Source organism: Shewanella oncorhynchi (assembly GCF_012584455.1).
GTDB classification, from domain to species: domain Bacteria; phylum Pseudomonadota; class Gammaproteobacteria; order Enterobacterales; family Shewanellaceae; genus Shewanella; species Shewanella oncorhynchi.
The window spans coordinates 22978-41031 of sequence record NZ_JABAEB010000011.1 but is presented as its reverse complement, the minus strand read 5'-3'; the positions used below and the strand labels follow the sequence as shown (position 1 = coordinate 41031).

16 protein-coding genes are annotated in these 18054 nt (G+C 46.3%); 1 reads left to right on the top strand and 15 read right to left on the bottom strand.

The features are described from left to right. The first annotated feature begins 151 nt into the window (after positions 1 to 151). Positions 152 to 1123, top strand: a complete 972-nt coding sequence (locus HGO26_RS16870) for a hypothetical protein (RefSeq protein ID WP_105251462.1) — start codon at positions 152 to 154, stop codon at positions 1121 to 1123. A 90-nt stretch (positions 1124 to 1213) separates the two neighbouring features. Here HGO26_RS16870 and HGO26_RS16865 read toward each other — a convergent pair whose 3' ends face one another. The 15 genes from HGO26_RS16865 to HGO26_RS16795 all read right to left on the bottom strand — a co-directional run bounded on the left by HGO26_RS16865 (position 1214) and on the right by HGO26_RS16795 (position 18040). Next, positions 1214 to 1426, bottom strand: coding sequence for a hypothetical protein (locus HGO26_RS16865; protein WP_011847761.1), 213 nt, complete (start codon positions 1424 to 1426; stop codon positions 1214 to 1216). A gap of 25 nt (positions 1427 to 1451) precedes the next feature. After that, positions 1452 to 3212: a hypothetical protein gene (locus HGO26_RS16860; RefSeq protein WP_168826655.1), complete on the bottom strand. Its 1761-nt coding sequence runs from the start codon at positions 3210 to 3212 to the stop codon at positions 1452 to 1454. After that, positions 3209 to 3508: a hypothetical protein gene (locus HGO26_RS16855; protein WP_168826653.1), complete on the bottom strand. Its 300-nt coding sequence runs from the start codon at positions 3506 to 3508 to the stop codon at positions 3209 to 3211. Before HGO26_RS16855 ends, HGO26_RS16860 begins: the two co-directional genes overlap by 4 nt. Further along, positions 3501 to 4454, bottom strand: coding sequence for a hypothetical protein (locus HGO26_RS16850; protein WP_168826651.1), 954 nt, complete (start codon positions 4452 to 4454; stop codon positions 3501 to 3503). Before HGO26_RS16850 ends, HGO26_RS16855 begins: the two co-directional genes overlap by 8 nt. 12 nt (positions 4455 to 4466) lie before the next feature. Beyond that, entirely contained in the window at positions 4467 to 6965 is a 2499-nt protein-coding gene (locus HGO26_RS16845; protein ID WP_168826649.1) for a hypothetical protein, read from the bottom strand. A gap of 7 nt (positions 6966 to 6972) precedes the next feature. After that, complete coding sequence (locus HGO26_RS16840) at positions 6973 to 7344, bottom strand: hypothetical protein (protein WP_012196693.1); 372 nt, start codon at positions 7342 to 7344, stop codon at positions 6973 to 6975. A 38-nt stretch (positions 7345 to 7382) separates the two neighbouring features. After that, positions 7383 to 11669, bottom strand: a complete 4287-nt coding sequence (locus HGO26_RS16835) for a phage tail tape measure protein (protein ID WP_168826647.1) — start codon at positions 11667 to 11669, stop codon at positions 7383 to 7385. A gap of 94 nt (positions 11670 to 11763) precedes the next feature. Beyond that, positions 11764 to 12483 (bottom strand): phage tail tube protein, encoded by a 720-nt coding sequence (locus tag HGO26_RS16830; protein WP_106649474.1) that lies wholly within the window; start codon positions 12481 to 12483, stop codon positions 11764 to 11766. Then, a complete protein-coding gene (locus HGO26_RS16825; RefSeq protein ID WP_168826645.1) occupies positions 12480 to 12905 on the bottom strand; it encodes a hypothetical protein in 426 nt (141 codons plus the stop codon). The genes HGO26_RS16830 and HGO26_RS16825 overlap by 4 nt, the downstream gene beginning before the upstream one ends. A gap of 15 nt (positions 12906 to 12920) precedes the next feature. Continuing rightward, the gene (locus tag HGO26_RS16820) at positions 12921 to 13490 is read right to left on the bottom strand and encodes a hypothetical protein (protein ID WP_168826643.1); all 570 of its coding nucleotides are present in this window, start codon (positions 13488 to 13490) and stop codon (positions 12921 to 12923) included. A 3-nt stretch (positions 13491 to 13493) separates the two neighbouring features. Further along, a complete protein-coding gene (locus HGO26_RS16815; protein WP_168826642.1) occupies positions 13494 to 13838 on the bottom strand; it encodes a hypothetical protein in 345 nt (114 codons plus the stop codon). Next, positions 13831 to 14154: a DUF2190 family protein gene (locus HGO26_RS16810; RefSeq protein WP_012196684.1), complete on the bottom strand. Its 324-nt coding sequence runs from the start codon at positions 14152 to 14154 to the stop codon at positions 13831 to 13833. Before HGO26_RS16810 ends, HGO26_RS16815 begins: the two co-directional genes overlap by 8 nt. Before the next feature lie 80 nt (positions 14155 to 14234). Next, positions 14235 to 16301 carry a ClpP-like prohead protease/major capsid protein fusion protein gene (locus HGO26_RS16805; RefSeq protein ID WP_345719258.1) on the bottom strand — a complete coding sequence of 689 codons (2067 nt, stop codon included), beginning with the start codon at positions 16299 to 16301 and terminating at the stop codon, positions 14235 to 14237. Next, positions 16210 to 17784 carry a phage portal protein gene (locus HGO26_RS16800; RefSeq protein ID WP_168826641.1) on the bottom strand — a complete coding sequence of 525 codons (1575 nt, stop codon included), beginning with the start codon at positions 17782 to 17784 and terminating at the stop codon, positions 16210 to 16212. Before HGO26_RS16800 ends, HGO26_RS16805 begins: the two co-directional genes overlap by 92 nt. Before the next feature lie 46 nt (positions 17785 to 17830). Beyond that, positions 17831 to 18040 carry a hypothetical protein gene (locus HGO26_RS16795; RefSeq protein WP_168826640.1) on the bottom strand — a complete coding sequence of 70 codons (210 nt, stop codon included), beginning with the start codon at positions 18038 to 18040 and terminating at the stop codon, positions 17831 to 17833. Between the last annotated feature and the right edge of the window lie 14 nt (positions 18041 to 18054).

Here is an 18054-nt window from a genome sequence, read left to right as displayed (position 1 = left end):
CCACCAATTAGAACTAACAACGGTAAAATAAGTCTAGAGTTCAACTAAGGTGAATTAATAAATTCACATAAAAGCATCATTGTACAAACAATGCTTGTGTAGTACGCTCATTTCGCTTACGTCAATAATATGGATATTAGAAGGTGTAATTATGAAAAAAAGTTTATCGGTTTTAATAGCTTCACTATGTCTAAGTACTTTTTCTGTTAATTCTGAAGAATACAAATGGGATGCTGAAATAATTTCAAAAAATTATGATCTGAGTATTGCAGGAAATGCAAACTATACATCTCCCATCGTTATCAATGGCAGTGTCGTGAGTAACAAATTAAACATCACGCACTTCGACATAAACAATATCTATCTCAAACTTCAGCAAGAAACCACAACTAGATTAATACCTGAAATAAGCAAAATAGTTGAAAAAGCTAGCATTCATTTAAGAAGTGTTCAGGCAACTTATTCAGCCCCAATTAAATTCAAGCTGACTGGTAAAAGTAATGGTGGTATAGAAGTAAAAGTCACCATCCCAAATCTCAATATTGTCGCCAAGGCAGAAAAAAGTTGGTATCTGGATGTAAAAGCAAAACTTAACATGAGTAATATCGTTGTGTCTGGTGATTATAATTTGATTACTGGTGTAATTGACAACCCGCAGTTTTCTGCCACTAAATCTGTTGATGTTGATAGCAACTTTGGCCCATTCCTTGGACCATTAGAAATGTTGACTATTGATAAAATAGCAGAATATATAATCTCAATTGGTGTAACTAAAGTCATTACACAGACATTATTATCTGTTCAGAATAGTGATACTAAAATTTTAGGACTGGATCAGATTGTCCAGCCTAATAAATACATCGTAAACAACATTGATGTAGGACAATTTATCAAAGAGTCACTCTCAGGGTTGCTGGATAAACAGTATATTGAAGTGACGTTGTATCAACAATCCTTAACGCCTGAACCTATGCCATATCGCTGCTTTGAACCCAGTAATGTTACTTGGTCTAACAACATTGCAGAAGTCCATCTTTCAGGAAAACATTTCTTGAGAATCAAACGTGATACTACCCAAAAATGCACATGGAATTGGGGAAGTGGTCAACAGCCTGACTACTAAAAAACTTTAGTGACGTAAGCAACACAACGACAATACAGAGGTATTTATACTTCTGTATTGTCGTTTTTGAGGTCAGATAGGTGGAGTGCCTTAAACCTCTATCTCTACAAATGGCAAATCTGGTGCAGTCCCTAGCACCCTGCCGTCTTGTACATAGATATGATCCCCAACCGTTCCTGAGCCAATGGCGCGGATAGTGTGACCGCTGGCACTGCTGGCGGTGACTGTGCCATCGGCGTTTACGGCAGCTACTGTCATGATCATCCGTGGCAATACTAACGCTGTTTGAAGTTGTTTAAGCATGATGCCTCGCTGGCTGTTAGCAGGGTTACGCGATTGAGCGGATAACTGTAATGGATTGTTCGATATCGATATCACCGCGATCACTGACGCTGGCGCGGATGCTCCAACTGTCACACGTTCCTTTAAAGACTTCGGCGCCTTCACGAATACCAATCAACATGCCAGGCGTTGCGGGTGGCAAATCAACCATAACGGGCAAGGATAGCGTGACGTTCAGCTTATCGCCTGTATCTGCCAGCGCATTGGTGCCAGCGATGCGCGCCGCTTGGTTATCGACGATCAACTGAGCACTAATATCAGCGGTAGGAATATTGCCCGCGCTGCCGGTGCGTTTCACCTTAGCGCTAATCCCCTGTTGTTCACCCCGCAGCCACACCACATCACACAACGGATTGCGGAAGACTGACTCGCTGTAATTGGTGATCACGGCATCGTGCACTGTTAGGTCGGGTACCGCTGTTGCCATTTCCCACGGCACGGTTGGCCAGCGCGGAATGATAGTTAATTTACGGGTGGCATCATCCGCTAAGATCATGCAGCCCAGTTGGCTTGCTGCTTCGTTAATCGCGTCGATAGGTGACTTGTTACCCACGCTGAACGCGCCTGCAGGGACGCTAAAATCTGGTATCCCGCTTAGCTCTGCAGTCCAGCCAGTGTTTTGCAATAGATCACCGATAATACCGCCAAGGCTGCGCAAGACGGTGTTGGTGTAGCTGATTGGCAAAAGGTAAGGCGATGACAGTTCTGCGGCACGTGAACGGCCTGTGCTGCTGTGAGTTTCAATACCAAAGGCTTTGCTGGCGCTAGGCTGCTCGGCAATGGCATAAAACTCATAACCGTTGATGGTGATCAGCAATAGCTCATTGTGGGCGCGCTGCGCATCGATACGGCTTGAGAACTCAAGGCTAACCGACCTTGCCCACTGTCCACGGCTTTGGCTAATGCTCACACTGGTAATCACAATCGGTAAACTGTCTGATACTCGCACGCATGTGATCGTTGGCTGCATTAAGTAGTACCTGCGGATTTGTGGTTCAATCGGGATTTTAAAATCGATATTGGGTAATGTCGGGTTGCCATCGATGAGGCCGCCGCCATCGTCCCAGTAGCAATAGTTCGGTGAGGCCGTGAACCGTAAGACAATAGGGTTTGATTGTGTAGATAATGGCTCATTGAATCGAAGCGTGACCTTGCCAACAGGTGGGCGGTACTTGGTAGAGCAAACCCAGCGCGGTTCGTGGAAGCCCCATTTAATCGACTTTTCATCATAGACCACAATGCCACGGTACTGAATCATCAACGAGCTTTCTTGTTCTTGACCATCTATCCATGCGACCACAGTGTGCAACTGGTGCGCGGCAATATCTAGCCAGTTTATTAAGGATTGTATTTGATGCTCATCAGGCACAACCCAGTTAACGCTTAATGTGATTTGGTGATCGATTGGCAGCGACCAATTAACGCTAGTGTTTGTTTGGGTACCTAGATTGCATAACCAATTGATTGATAAAACTGAATCGTTTGCAATATTGGATAACCATACTGCATCAAATTTAATCTCATCCGCGTTGTAGTTTTCCCACGGTGATTCAATTTTAGATTCGATATCATTTGAAAACTCAGCCAACAATAATGATTGTTCAACAGCATCGAGCGTAAACCAACTGAATCCACACTCGATACCAAATGAATTATCAACAACAATGGGTGTGTCAATAAACCTGATTGTTATTGGGCTAACTGCATTCGAAAAAGGTGTGTCAAACCTTACCACGATTGCTGTCATTGGCTCATATCCACAGTGTTAGCATCAGCCTGTTCTAGCATAACACCATCGACACATTTGGCACCGTACACCATATCTTTATCGACAATCGTCACAATTAACCTATTTACTAGAGTAAACCCTATTGGTAATATTTTTTTAACTATGCCCGTTGGTGAACGTTGACAGACCAGCAATAATTCACAATTTGTACGATCTGTGACAAACATTAGTTCAGCATCGGCATCGAGATCGACAACCAATAAACCAACGTAGTGGATACCTCTAGCAAACACTGCATTATTGATTTTACTCATACCAAGAAACCGCATTTATGCACATTTGATTATTGTTCACACACCGCATTTTCAAGTGTGAAACACCGTTTAACAACTCAAAATTAGGCCAACTCAGGGATGAATCTGCGTTAGCGTTTGCCATTAGCATTCCCGGCATAACACCCCTTACACTAGGCATTTTCAAACTGCAATGTTGTATTGTACCTGCGGAATCAAGTGATATTGGATTGTTACTTTCTATAATTACTTGGCTTAAAAATTTAGTGGTGGGGGATGTTAATGCACTAACGGTGTTAATGACGTCATAAGGCATACGCCAACGATATAGTTGTGAACCAGCGCTACCATCTGTGTTATAAAAAAGTGCACAAGTTGAAACTGCACTGCCAAACATGTACGTCATACTGTAGTTATAACCAGTCGCAGTAACGTCCCCAGATGCATAAGGAGACATTATTAATTTAAACGCATCTACATCATTTGTTATCAGTGTGTCTATGTCACCAACAAAAAACATCGGCTCTACATTGGTGCCAAGTAAATACGTAGATATGTTATTTCTACCAAAAACCACATAAAAACCACGGCTAGTACCTATGACAATCCACTTTGTGTTAACAGTATCTAGTTTTGTAGATGCAAAATATATAGATTTTACAAATGTGTCGATATCAGTCATAGCTTGTGCAGACTGCATTCGCATTACACCGTTCGCTGTATCAGCACCAGTAACAGACCGAATTGAAAAATAACCACCACTACCTTGTGCCGTGGAATTTCTAAACGCTATTTTGAAGGACGCCGCATCTTCGAAAGCAACACTCCACCCTAGGGGTGATTTTGTACCATAACCATCTACTAAACATTTTTTTAGAACATTAATCATTTCAGATGGTTTACCGCTGGAAGATATGACAGGTGCACCCGCATCATCCCAACGATAAACAGTTACTGGTAATCCCATTACATACCCCCATTAAGATTCGTTGCCACGGAACGCAAGCACTGCGCGGTCTGTGGTGATTTGACTGTGACCGCTTTGCACTGTGCGCAATAACATGACGGGTTTACTCGCGGCATAACTCATAAAACGAATGGCCTCGCCTGCTTGCCAGCCACCACCAAATGCGCCGGAACGAATAATGAAGTAAGGCTGCAGGGTTAGCGGGTTGACGGGGGCAAAATCATTCAGCGTATCGCCCGTGGCAATTTGACCAAGGCGACGACCAACACAACGGAATGCGGTTGCTGAGGTGAAAATCAACACCCAGTCCTCATTTACTGCAGTGTCGTTACGGACCTCGATTGGGAAATCAACAGTATTCATGTTGCCAGTGGCGGGTGCGCCATCGAGGTCCCAATTGTTAGCCCACGCACTCATATCCCGTACCGTGCCGATACGGGCCTGTAAGTCACCCAAATTTTGCACACTCGATACATTGGCACCGATTGGATAAGTTTGGCTTAATGGCGATGCCAGTATTAGCGCCTGTGCTTGTACGTCTGTCACTAGCGCAATTTCGCCAATGGTATCGGTGAGAATGAATGGCGCAGTAAAGCCCGTAAAATCGCTATTGATAGTGACAACACCTGTTGCTTTAACCCATGTGTAATGGGTATTAGTCAGCGTCCAAAGTGATTTACCCTCAGCATCGGTAATATCGACAAAGCGCGCATTAGCGCGAGCGTTGTAGGTTTGGGCTGGCGCGGGACTGCTTACCACTTGCAATTCAGTATGCTGTACAGATACGGTGTTCCACGCAGTAAACGCATTCACCACACCGCCGTTTTTAATCCGCAGTGGATTAAGCCCGTATAGTTCGGGTGGCGGTGATAGCGTGACGGTCTCACTAATGTCATAGCGCAGCGTGCTTAAATACACGCGCTGAGTAAAGGTGAGCGATACAGTCCCATTGTTGATTGTCCCACTAACGCCTGAACCAGATACAACACCATTGCTATCAGCACTGGCGCTAAGCACAGTTTCTGCAGTGGTAGACACGGTAAGATAAAATGTGTCGAGAATCGGCTCATTCGATTTGAGAATAAACTCAACTGTTAAATCGCCTGGCGGGGTTACTTCACCTGGTACTGTTTCAACCAACATACAGTTATAGGTGTAAGTGAAATCGCCTCTGAAATCAGGGTTTTTAGTAAGCACACCTGTAGTAGCGTCAATCTGAGCAATAATATTGCCATTGGGCTCGACCAGTGATGCGTTGACACCAGATTTACCTTGCCCCATTTTAATGGCGCTTTTACCGTAGGTTGGATTTAAAAATGTAACTTCACCATACAGTCGATTATCGACCATGACTCTATTCGCTGGGAATGATGCGGGGGTGTAGTAAATGTCGTATTTGTCATCACTTATGTAATTGATACCAATACTGTAACCAACTGGCGGGGTATACCCCGTGAATATAACGGTGACAGTCGTACCTGTAACAGTGACACTGGCATTTTGAGACCATGCACCAGTATATTTCACATTTTGAATACCATTATCGTTGAACCAGTTTGATATCAATAAATCAGGTAATTCAAAAATATACGTGCTTTGCCCTGAAACGGATGGTAGCGATACCGTTTTATAATACATTGAAGGCAGGCTGCTAATGCCACCCACTGTACCACCATGCGAATCAGACACACCATCAAGTGCATTACCTGCACTCACTGAAATCGTTTTTACCTTCGGTAATAGCTCGACTTGAGTTGACTCGACAGCCAAAACCTCAGTGGTTGCTGCTGCAGTTAATTGAGTGACACCATGATATTTGATCCCATCGTTTTCAGATGTATAACGTAATTTGGTGCAACCTGACTCACCATTGATTGTTATATCGTAGTTAGGTGTATCAAACGGTATTGCAGGTTTAAATTGCACCAATCCACCAGTACCACCAGTAACTGTTTTTTGAATTTGGCAAAAATGTTCGAATCGAGGATATAGCGCATTCTCGGCACCTGGGTACTCCACAGATATAACAACGGTCTGGCCTTGCACAAGTGTTATATTTTCATAAAAATCAACGCCATTGAATTGATATATGCTCTGCAAATATGGCCGAGGAAATGTATCCTGACCAGCAAGTAGCCCAATCAGTCGATTGCGGATCAACTGGCCAGCACGAACGGATGATTCCAGAATCTCAACCATATCGGTCATGCGGTCGGCATCATCAAGCGTAGCGGCTTCGGCGATCAATAAACTGACCAGATCATCGGTGGGCTTTTGGCTGATAAACACATGACCATCGAGCAAAATCGATGTATCAGGGGTATTGAGTGCAGGGTAACACTTCACAATATCAACCGCTGATTGCGCGTGATCTATGTCTGAAATGGCGCGAAATAGTTCGTTTAGCTTGCCAGACTCCACCGCCAGCTTGGTACGTTGTCCACCCGCATCATCGCTTGAGCCCAATTGCTCAGGCTTAAATACTTTTAAATCTAAACGGGAAATAGTCATAAACGGCCTATAAAGTCAGAAACTTAAGAACCACGTTAGTGAGCTTTTCAAACCCGCCAACTTCGTCAAATAAATCCTCACCCGTTATAGGCGAGCCTGCAGTGTTATCCCAAACCACGTTATAACTGGTGCCTTCATAGGCCAACGTGAAGGCGGTTAACGTAATGGCGGCATGGGCTTTTAATTGTTCAAACTCAGTGCGCAGCATCCATCCAGATTTGGTGCCTAACTCCATGGCAATACCGGCTGGGATAATGGTTTGCTGCACCAATGGCGCACCGTTTAAGGCGCGCTTCATGTTGGCCGCAACGCGGGGCGTGTTGTCGCGGTTTAGCCACAGCAAATCCACCGCGATATCGTTCTCATCGATGGTTGTCATAAGGACCTTTGATTAAATGGGGCGAATAACAGGATTGGCTAACCGCCAACAGATTGCAGACGTTTGATCTCGTTCATCAATTCGGTGACGAGGCTACGCTTCATTTGGGCATTAAAGGTGCTATTGCCAACCTGCAGTTGCAGCACTTGCATATCTGAAGTGTTAGCCACAGATTGCGTGCTGGTTTGGGTGTTGACTTGCGTGTTAACGGTAGCGGTTGCTTGAGTTTGAGCCGCGGCCTTAGCAGTCGCAGCACTAGCGTCGGCTTGCTTCTTCGCCTCGGCAGCGCTTTGCTTATCGGTTGCTTGCTGGGCCTGCAGGGCCTTACGTTCTAAGTCTTGTGCCTGCTTAAGATCACTAAGACTTTTTTGCAGTTTATTGATGAGCTGACTATCACCGTATGCTTGAGCTGTGGTGATTAAATCGTTCACTTCCTTTAGCTCACTAGCAAACTTACGCTCAGCAATATCCTTCTGGTTACCCAAAGCGGTATCGAGCCGATCTTGAATATCCATTGTGGTTTTATTGATTTCATCGGCCAATTCTCTAAAGCGTGAACGGGCTTCATCGATTGCTTTATTGAGCGGAACAAGCTGATTGTCAGAAAGCCTTACAACAGAGTTATTAGCGAGATCAGCAAGTTCACCTAGCTCTTGCAAGCTGAGTGATCCACTCTCGATTTGAGTGACCCAATCACGCATCCGAATGGCATTATTGATTTCACGTCGTTCGCGTTTTTGGTCAGCACCCGCTATTTGATTATCCAATTGCGCTAACCTTTCGGTCATTGCTTGGATAGTGGCATTTGAGTAATCGTATTCGGTATTAAGCGAAACAATCACATCACGAGTGGCGGCAGCACTTCCCCTAAAGTCATCAATCGTACTTAATTGTTCCGCGATAACTTTAGCATTTTCAATACCAGCGGCAGTATTATCCTTAGTGGCCTTAGTGTTTTCCTTCGTTGCCTCGGTATTTTCATCTGTCTTTTTACTGCTTTCACCCACCACTTTATTGACTTCACTCAACGTCCCTTTGAGTATTTGTGATTGAGCATCGTACTCTTGCTTAGTTAATAAACCCGCCCTGAAATTTCGATCCAATGCTTCAAGCTGCGCTTCATAGTCACGCTGCAATATCAACAGTTCAACATAGGTCGCGTTCTCTATCTTGGATAGCTCAACAGACTCGCGCTTCAGATCAGCAAGGTTGGCTTCTTCCTTTGCCAACTTAGCTTTTATAAGGGTGAGTTCAGCCGAGGCCTTACTGTCATCTTTTAAAGCCGCTTCAAGATCACGAACCTCTTTCTCGGTCCTTAATATTTTTTCTTGCAAGTCTAGCTGTGCATCAGACAACAACCCTGTCGCGGCAATGGATTTATTCGACTGCTCAACGGCTTTAGTATGTGATGCCGCTAACTCTTGCAGTGAAATATTCAGTTCTTTTTCGGTCAGCAAACCCTTTTCGTACTGCGCTTGGAGCTCTTTACGCTTAGTGATAAATGCCGACGTTAATTCCGTTTGAGTGACGGCTTTAACATTACTTTTATCAACCTCTACGTTGTAATCCTTGACCGATGCATTGAGCAGTTTGGTCATGTTATTCAATGTTTCTGTTGAAATAAGCCCTTTATCGTGCAGCTGATTTAGTTCAGCTTGCCGAGCCATTGCCTCCTTCACTGTGACAGAATACTGATCTGTAGAGGTATTCACCTTTGACTGACTAACGGCAAGCGCACTAGCAGCCTCAGCCGCCTTCTTGTCAGCTTCTGCTTTATTATTACTGGCATTCGCCGAGGTAACTTTAAGGCTAGCTTCGACCTCAAGTTCGTTATTAGCACGAACTATCGCATTGGTTAATTTACGATATAAGTCTTCTTGTTCAGCATTGTATTTATTGGTCTCAATGATGCTGCGGATTTGCTTTTGCTGTTCAGCACTAAGCCTGCTCATCGCAAACCCATACTTATCCATAGTGTCATTAAAGCTTTTATAGGCAATGGATGACTCGCCCGCTAAGCGCTTATTGGTTTCCTCAATGTCCTTAACATCTTTGCTAATTGATTCCTTAGTTTTCGACATTTGCACGCCAATATCGGCGATTTTTTTCTGCAAATTTGTGGTGTCAATCCCAGCCAAAGATTCGATATTTTCAGCCAGAGATAAGGCTGCATAAGTAGTCCCTTGCAAACCCAAAGTGAGAGTATTAAAAACAGAGGTAAGATAATTAGCATTTAATGACATTTCATCAATTTTACGCAGGACAACATCAAACGCACCGTCCGTGAATAAACTGGTAAAATTATTAGCCGCCTCTAATACATCCCTAAAACCACCTATCAGTTCAGGTAAATATTCTGCCAACTTAACAACATACTCACGAACACTATCAATAGCACGACCCGTTCCTCGGATAGAGCTATCAACTTCGGCAGAAAAAGTCTCACCTATTTCAGTGGTTAAACCGTGGAATTTGTTTTGTAAGCGACCGATTGCTGACTCTTGATCAGCATAAGCTTTAATCGCTTCCTTCATATGGTAATCGCCAGCAGCATAGGCTTTATTACTTAGCTCTAATGCAACTTTTAGACGATCTGTACCATCCGCTAATACACTGAGAACGCCTGTCGCCTCAGTGCCATCAATGCCCATAGATTTAAGGGCATCAGAGACTAATCCGCCTTCGGCCTTAACCTTTTGTAAGCCCTCAAGGAATTTAACCAATACCTTTTCAGGCGCATCACCGAGATCTTGCTCAATCTGCTTAGCAGTTAGCCCAGTAATCTTAGTTAATCGCTCAAGTGAATCGCCGCCTTTTTTGCTCGCTTCGTTAATCTCAGCGCCAAGGCGTTGCATAGCCGTTCGCGAACGTTCAGCTGGTTGGCCTAACTCTGCCAGCGTAGTACCAAACGCCGCAGCCGCAGCGCTGCCCAAGTTAATTTCGCGGGTACCAGAAACTATCTCTTTGGTCATCTGCACAATATCAGCTTCGGTAATCGCAAAGTCGTTACCAAGCGCTACCACAGCCGAGGATAAATTGTGGATCTCAGGGATACCTTCTTGAGTCATCCCTAAAATTCTGGCCAGCATGGTTGCCGCTTCATCGCCGGCTAAGTTGGTTGATAACCCCAACGCATCAGCCGCAGCCACCAAGCTGAGAATATCTTCAGTCGATTTAGTGCCTAACTGGCCCGCCACTTCCGCCATGCGCAGCAGCTCATTCGTGCTGGTAGGGGTGACGTTTTCGCTGAGGTTTTTAAGCTCATCGGCCATTTTCACCACAGTATCACGGGCAAGGTTGGTGGTTTTTTCAACCTTAGTAATCGCGGCTTCTAACTCACCGTAGTTTTCAACGCCACTTTTTACCGTTTGCACCGCCTGCTGTGCCGACAGCAATACCGCATAAGCCTTAGCCAGCGTGCTCACCGCCTTGGTGGTGAGGTCAGTTTGCGCGTTGGCGACCTTGGCCGAGTTTTTTGACTCAACCAATAACCTATCGTGCTGCGCTAATTTATCGTTAACCCCTTTAAGCGCGGCTTCTGCGCCAGCTTGTTTGGTTTTTAATTCTTGGCTGGCATCGCCCAGCTTACCCATATCAATGCCGGCTTTATTCAGCACAGCTTGCTGTTTATCTAATTGCGCTTTATTGCTGCCAAGGCTTCTGCCAAGGTTAGTTAGTTCATTGCTGGCCGTTTTAACTTTAAGTGCATATTCGGCTTTATTACGGCCAGCCTTTTCAACTTCGGTACCTAAGCGCGTTAATTCGCTACGTTCTTGCTCAAGCTCGTTTGCCAACGTGGTCGCACTGGTGGCGGTATTTTTTTGCGCCGCTTCAAGCTGCTGCAAATCGGTTTTAGCCGCGGATAATGCCTTTGCTTGTGCTTGGCTGGCCTGTGCACCTTTATTTTGAGTCGTGGTTAAACGCTCAACTTCGGCGCGAGCGGAAGCAAGTTGGCTATCATAGCTAGCCAACTGCGCCGCAGTTTGGCTGTATTCAGTTTCAAGCTTAGAGGTTGAGGCAGCCGCATCTTGCTGCGATTTCTCAAGGTTTTTTGCCTCAGTATTAGCCTGCTTCTGCTCTTGCTTTAACTTATCGAGCGCTTGGGCGTTATCAACATAGGCACGTTCACCCTTATTGATAGACTCAGTAAGCGAATCAATCGCCTTAATAGCCTCTTGCTGGCGTTTTAAATCATCAAGTTGCTCATTGAGCTTTTCGCTTTCGCGCCCCAACTCCTGCAACGCTTGCTCAGATTTTTTGGCCTCAGCAGAAAACAGATCTTTGCCTTGAATAATTAAATTCACTTCTTGATCTTTAAAACTCATGGCATCACCGATTGATAGGAATTAACAAACCAAAATAAAAAAGCCCACAACACATGGATCACATGCAGTGGGCTATAGGGGAAAATCTTTCGACTTATGCAGCACTACGGACGAAGAACTTAGACTTACCCGTGGCAACGATTGAGCTGTCAGCGAGTACAGCACCTTCAATATCGAAGCTACCGTAATCGGTACCGATCAAGTCTAAGCCTGATGTGGGTGTGGGCTTCCACTTATAAAACTTCAGCATCCACGGTTTGCCGGTTGAGTCGTTAATACCGTCAACGACCACACTGACCGTTTTGCCAGATTCCGTTAATGCCTGCAACGCATTACCCGCTTGGCTGGTGTAGCCAATGGTTAATGTTTGGCCTGCTGTAATGGCGCCAGTAGATAACGCGCGGATACCTGCGGCACTGACAACATAATCTTCATCAAGTACATAAGTCACATCCCCCGCTTCATTTTTAACAACAGGGGCGATACTGGTATCAATCATTTTTGCGGTTTGCGCTAAGCCATCGAGCACAGCAATAATTTCTTCATCTGCGACGGGCGTTGCAGTTAATACATCAATCTTACCACGCATAGCTAACGCTAAGTTTTCGTTGTTAAAATCGTAAAAGGTAGCACTTAATTTTACGGATTTAATCAACGTTACTTCATCGGCATAACCACCGCCACCACGGTAGTTGGGCAAGGATTTGGTTTCTTGCTCGATAGCGAGTTTTACGCCGCTCACGTTGCCACAGTCACGGCCATCGATATAGACGATCGCTGAGCCGATGTAACTTTCGGTTACTATTTCACTCATAGTGAGTCTCCAAATTTAATGGTATTAACAAGGGATAAGGTGAACACCGCTAGGCCGTGTTCTTCATGGGCTTCGGGCATGATGTACTTGCAGGGTTCTGTCTCTTTAAAGCTGATCACCGAGGGCAACCAGCTAGGTTTTTCAGGGAAGCGTTCATCTTTATAGAATGCACTTCGGATAGCGCGCACGAGGTTGATTAGCTCACTGGTTGGTTGCGGATTTTTAGCGAGTTTTACGCCAGCAACCACTTGCAGCACCAGATCATCCTTGTATTTATCGATGCCATTTTTAGCATCAAAGGCATCGGTATACGGCTGCAAAAAGATGAACTTGCTTTCTTTGGCAATGGACTGCACATAAAAACCTTCACGTACAGTTGCGCCGTCAACCAGCCCGAGACGGTCTAAGATTGCTTGGATCATGGAGTTGCCTCTTAGTTAACTGCTAGCGTGGTGGCCGTAGCGTTCGCGTAGATGCTTAATAATTGGTGGCTCAATATCCTTTTGTATTGAACCAAAACTACCCGCAACTGAAGGGCCATACATAGATGTATTACCTGCCGCTTTGGCTTGTTTAAATGTGCGCCACGTTTGCCCGGGCAAACGCTGATACATTAAAAAATTGCGATTTTTACCAATAAAGGTAAATGTGCCTTTAAACCAATGTGGCTCATTACGTATTGGGCTGATCATGTGCCCGTTCGTTCTAGATCGGCCGTTTTTACCCGTGCGATACAATGGACGAGCAAAGCGAGTTAAGGTGCTTGGGCGATATCTTGCGCTGATATAACCTTTAAGATTGCTAGGGTCGATACTGTAGCTAAACAACTTTTCAACATAGCTTTTTGAGTTAAAACCGTATTTGTTAAAAATGCCGTCAACCGCTGCCTTTTTACCAAACTTAACTGCGTCCTCAATTGCCCGATTAATCGCTGGCGCTTGTGCATCACGAATGCGGTTAAGTTCCTTTGTTACCGCCTCCATGCCTTCAATCTTTATGCGTGCCATTGGCTAGGCCTCAAGCGGAATATAGATAAAGGTTACACTGACTGAATCCATGCTTACCCTTTGGGTGAGCCGTCCTTGCTGGACGCTCATACCCTCACCTATCGCAAACTCATCACCAGAATTTACCGCCCCTTCGGATTGTAAAAACTCGGCACGACTGATTAGCTCGGGGACATATTCATTAGACGAGGCCGCAATTTCAGCGCCGTTATCATCCAAACTCACAAGACGAGTAAATGGCGCAGAACCATCGCTTGGGGTAAAAAGGCACGGATCAGCCAAACGCTGAAACAGCCGCACCATTTTACCCCGCACACGTTCGGCAAAGTGGTTGCCAACGTTAGGCATTGATCTTCACCCAGACCGACGTTGATGGATTTGCCGCAGCAGCCCATACTTTGCCAGCTAAGGTATTGCCCGTGGCGAGTGATGTGATTTCATTAGCGGTGTCGTCCCAATACACGGCTGCGCCAACTGCTAGCACATCTGTGGATTTTTTAGGGAGTTCAAACACGCCTTCAGTTACACCTGTACCTTCGGTATCTGCGGCAATGGCGCCAATCGCCACAACTAACAATGTGGCCAGTAATACCGCTTCACCACTGGCAACTGCGGCGGTGGGCGTAAAGCTGATGGTCTTGCCATCTTGTACATAATTTTTCATGAGAGTATTCCTGCTTAAAAACAAAACTGAATAAAAAAGGGCTATCGTTTGATAGCCCATTTATGTCGGTTTAGCGCTGTTTACACGCCTGTTGATTTCACCAATCCACGGTAATCAAGCGGTGCAACACCCGCGTCGATACGCACTTTGGTGGCTACGCCGTCGATAGTGAAGCCCTGTTGCTGCTCAATGTAAGGCGTGTCGATGCCATCAAGGTAAGCCACCTCAATGGTGTCGCGGCCTTGACCCGCAGAAAGGAACCACTGAACCGCGCTGTTATCATCTAAACGAGGCTCAGCAATCACTTCGGCAAAGTTTTGGATTGGGTTAGCAATACCTGAATTCACATCGGCACCTTTAACAGAACTAGACTTAATGATCTGGTTAAACGTGGTTTCAAGCGCTACAGGGCACAGTACAAACTCAGGCCGAATATTCAGAGGGCGATTACCCGATTTTTGCTTACGCATTAACATGCGATTGGCATCGAGGGCCGCCACACTTGGCGCACCGGAACCTAAGTTGCCGTGTTCATTATGGAACAGCGTTTTGCCATCAGCCATTGCGGGGTTTTTGGTTAATACCGCATATACCAAATCGCCAATGGTGCCTTTGGCGGCAAAGCCCATTTTCATTGGGATATCAGTCAACATACTCATATCGTCGTTGATAATGGCCTGACGAGTAATGCTGAACAACTCGCCATAGGTAGCCAGCGCGATTTGTTGTGCATGGTCGCCAACGGTGACGTACTTGTATTCCGCACCTTCCCGTACTTGGCGTAGGCTATTAAAGTCACCAAGGCCTATACGTTTGGCGATATTAAAGTTGCCTAGTTGACCTTTTTTGGTCCAACGCTCGAAGGTTTCTTCGGCGGTTTCCCAGCCCATTAACACTGATTTATTAGCGACATCTAACAGGATATTGCCAAAGTCGCTTGAGCTGTGTGTAAAGGCTAAGCCGACCATATCCATTTTGTTGAATCCAGCGCAGCCGATACCGCGATCTAACAGTGAGGCGCGCGCCAACTCAAGCATGGTGTAGCTCGAATAGTTGTTGCTAGCTTCAGCTTTTGCATGGCCGGAACGCGCCATTAACTGAGCGCGAATCGAGTCACCAACGATATTGCCGTTACCCGCATAAATAGTCGTGCGAGGTAACGTAGCGCACGGTGTAGTGTTCTCACCCAACTTTGCCAAGATCATGTCTTTGGCTTTATCAGCATTGATGTTGGCATCGGCAATACACTGATTACGTAACTCTGCTAACTCAGGAAAGAAAGTAAATGCCGCATTGATACCGTTCATACGCTCAGTATTAAACGCAATCGCAGCCGCTTGAATAGCTGTGGTATCAGGTTGTGTTGCTGCAGGCGCAGGCAACTGAGCATTAGGTGCTGCTGGTGCTGGCACGAGTGGGTTGGGAGCACTGTTACCCTGCGGTGCAAACAGGTTTTTGAGAGCTTCAGGCATATTAGTAAAATCCTTAAGACGTTTTGAATTAAGTGATGCCGCCATTTGCAGCGGATCGGTGAGGGTGTTGGCAAAACCTTTTTCCACTGCTTCGCGGCCTGTTAACCAAGTTTCAGCGGCTAATAAGGCGTGAAGTTCATCTTCTGACAAGCCTGTTTTGTGTTGGTAGGCGCCCACTAAATTGCCTTCAACCTTATCGAGCAAGTCGGCGTATTTGCGCATATCTTCGGCATCACCGAGAGTTCCGCCCCAAGGCTTATGCACCATCATCATGGCGTTTTCAGGCATGATGACTTCATCAAAAGCCATGGCAATCACACTGGCCATCGAAGCAGCAAGGCCATCGATGTAGCAAACTTTGTGCGCTGGATGGCCTTTGATCATGTTGTAAATCGCCATACCTTCGAATACATCGCCGCCTGGCGAATGAATACGGGCGGTAATGGTACCCACTTTGCCTAGGGCCTGTAGATCACGGGCGAACTGTTGCGCACTAATGCCCCAGCCGCCAATCTCGTCATAGATCATTAACTCGGCATTACCGTTTTGGGCTTTGAGGCTATACCAGCTATTGGCGGGTTTATTACTCTGGTTCAGCGTTGCGACGGGCACGCTCAGCGCTCCGCTTGGCAGCATTGCGCTTAGCATTACTGATGCTATTGGGGTCTTTTTCACTGTTAGGATCTCCTAGCGAGGGGTCGGGGTCATTGGCCGTGACCATGTTGTTTTCGCGGTTGTAATCCACCTCACGCTTACGCTGGCGTTTTACTTCTGCAGGATTACGGCCACGGGCGCGAGTCCAATCGGCCTCGGTTGCGACGTTGGCAGCGATCATCATTTCCCAGCCTTCGGCCTCTTTGCGTGGGTCAATCCATGGCATGGTGGGCCCGTAGTACACGGCATCAAATAAAGTGCGCATGTCGAGATCAGGCGGTAGCACTAACGGGTCCTGCTTGTTGTGCATTTCCATTTTGAGAAAATTGCGGAACACAGGCCGCGACCAGCCAGCACAAAACCACTGCTGCATAATTCGGTTGGATTCGTCTTGCTCAACTAGCTCTTGGCGCTGGCTTGAATAACTGCCTTTGTAGTCACGGGCAATGCTGGAATAGCTGCCACGGGTACCAGCTGCGGCGGCTTTTAATTGACCGTTACGAAAATCAACTAAGTGCACATTAGGGCGGTTTGATTCAATCATGCCCACATCTTCACCGGGCTTGAGATCATCGAAGGTCATGCCAGGTGCAATGGGGATTTCGCGGCTTGACGATTCACCACTTGAGTCAGGAACAAACATGGCGGCATCACCGCGCTTGATGTAAAACGCCAGCGCGGCCGCAATCCTTGCGGCTACTCGCTCGGATTCTTCATAGTCTTTAATGTCACCAAGGCGGGTTAAAATGCCGTGGAATAAAGAAGCGCCGCGCAGTTGGTGCAAGCGTTTAAATAAGCCTAAGTGCATCATGCACGATGCGGGTACCACTTTAGTTTTGTAGCGAAAGCCAACTTGATCAGCGGGGTGATCCAGCAATACGTGATAGTTAACAACTTGGCCCCAGCCGTTAACCTCAAGCCCTTGGCGTACCCGCTTTGCTGGTTCGTTTAACTCGTAGGGGATAAAGTCGGCCTCTAACGCTTCAATGCTGTATTGGGTGCCTTGCTCGTTGGGGTGGGCGAACTTAGCCACTTTACCCATCACATGCTGGCCGAATACATCACCATCACGCAGGGCGCTACGTAACACCAAACGCTCTAATTCAGGGCGGCTAAAGCGGCCCGTAACGTCACACTTAAGCGACCATGCACCGAAACGGCGTTGAATATCGTTGGCTAAGTCATCAAGGATTTCACCGCTAATACTGCGCGGCTGCGGTTCAACCACAATCCCTTGGGCACCGATCACCCTTTCTTCCATGCGGTCGAGAATGCCAATGCTGAGATCATGATTTTCGTCTAACCAGCGCGCTTGCTCACGCAGGCTTTTACCTGCAGCAAATACCGCTTGGTTGGCCCCGCGACTTTCCTTTTTAGCGCGATGAGTGCGGCTTGGGCTGGCAGCTTCATACCCTTTCAGGTTGCGATAGCTCATTGCAGCCGCTTCACGCTGTAATGCTAAACGCGGGGCAAATATCGCCAGCGCATCATTGATAATGCTCATGTGTTGCTCCGACTTATATTTTTATAAGTGCCCTATTAATGCGGCCTTAGTTGTTGAAACTGGCGTACTTAACCCCGCCCTGTGGCCGACTAAAGCAATTTAATCGGCGCTCCCACTCAAACCGACCTTTGCGGATTTCGCCTAGGTCCTCTGTGGTCATCGACTTGCCGTTGATCGTGGTTTGCTTGCCTGCCAACACATCAAGCTCAGCCTGAAAGTACGCATCGATCATCTGTTGGCATTGGGTTTTGGTCATGCTGTTATCCTTGG